The following is a 1584-nucleotide window of genomic DNA, read 5'->3' as shown; positions in this document are numbered from 1 at the left end:
CCCTGCGACCGCACTGCCGTCGTCGACGACGATCGCGGCCGCACCCTGCGGATACGCCCCCACGAGCCGGTCCGGCACGGGCAGGTCCACCAGCGCGGCCTGGCCCCGGCCGAGCGCGGCGGTGGCGGGAGCCGCGGCGGGGGCCGGCTCGATGGCGGTCGACTCGGTGACGGTCGGCTCGGCGGTGGTCACCTCAGGAACATGCCGCTCCCCGGACGCGGCACCGGAGAGTCCCGTGACGAAGCCGACGATGTCGCTCAGGGTGCGCAGTTCGGCGAGCTGTTCGGGGCCGACCGGGGTGGGGCTGGGGAAACGCTCCTGAAGGACACCCATGATCTCGACGCGCTTGATGGAGTCGATCCCAAGGTCCGCTTCGACGTCCATCCCCAGGTCGAGCATGTCGGCGGGGTAGCCGGTCTTGCCGGCCACGACGTCGAGGAGAACGCCGCGCACGTCGTCGGCGGAGGGCGTGGGTGCCGACGCCGGGCTGGGTTCGGCGGCGGTCGTGGTGCTCGGGTCGGATGCGGAGGCAGGGGCGGAGGCGGCGCCCGGCTCGCGGAGTTCGAGGACGAAGCCGACGATCTCGTTCAGGGTGCGGAGTTCGGCGAGTTGTTCGGGGCCGACGGGGGTGGGGCTGGGGAAGTTTTCTTGGAGGACGCCCATGATTTCGACGCGTTTGATGGAGTCGATGCCGAGGTCGGCTTCGACGTCCATCCCCAGGTCGAGCGTCTCGGCCGGGTAGCCGGTCTTCTCCGACACGATGCCGAGCAGCGCGGCGGCGACGTCCGCGGTGTTGACGACCTGGGCCGGGGCGGTCTGCGTCGCGGTGGCCGAGGCCTGCGGACGGGCGCTCGGCCCGCCGAGGCTCAGGACGAAGCCGACGATCTCGCTCAGTGTCCGCAGCTCGGCGAGTTGTTCGGGGCCGACGGGGGTGGGGCTGGGGAAGCGTTCTTGGAGGACGCCCATGATTTCGACGCGCTTGATGGAGTCGATGCCCAAGTCCGCCTCCAGGTCCATGCCGAGGTCGAGCATTTCCGCCGGATAGCCGGTCTTCTCCGATACCACCGCGAGCAACGCGGCCTCCACGTCGGCGGCCGATGCCCCGGACGACGGCGACTCGGGGGCGGGAGACCCAGCCGGAGCGGGACCGGCCGCGGGCATCCCGGTCTCGGTCTCCTCCGGGTGAGCCGGAGCAGGTGGCTCGACGGCCGGGGCCGCCGGAGCAGGCGGGACGACCGGCGCGGTCAAAGCGGGCGGCGCGGCCGGAGCCGCCGGCGCGGCCGGAGCCACCGGCTCGGTGGGAGTGACCGGCGTGGACGGTGCCGTCGGCGCCGACGTGCCCAGCTCCATGGCCGCCAGGTCCCGCAGGATCTCGTTGGCCCGCAGATGCGTGCGCCCGATGGCCAGCCCGTGCTCCTTGACGCTGGCCACACCCGGGAACACCTCGTGGACACGGCCCTGCTCGTCGGCCCGCTCGAGGATCCCCATCAGGCGCTGCGCGCCGGCCAGTTGACCGTTGAGGTAGTCGTCGTGCAGGGCCAGGTGATCGGCGATCACCTCGGACAGCCGGTCGTGGCCGGGGAC

1 protein-coding gene is annotated in these 1584 nt (G+C 72.6%); it reads right to left on the bottom strand.

Annotated features, from left to right (window positions below; genetic code table 11):
- A partial coding sequence (locus CLM62_RS27725) for a phosphopantetheine-binding protein (RefSeq protein WP_306457939.1) occupies positions 1-1584 on the bottom strand: 1584 nt, incomplete at both ends.

The organism is Streptomyces sp. SA15 (assembly GCF_002291145.1).
GTDB lineage: Bacteria > Actinomycetota > Actinomycetes > Streptomycetales > Streptomycetaceae > Streptomyces.
The sequence above is the reverse complement of the archived record's forward strand: the minus strand, read 5'-3'. Positions and strand labels throughout refer to the sequence as shown.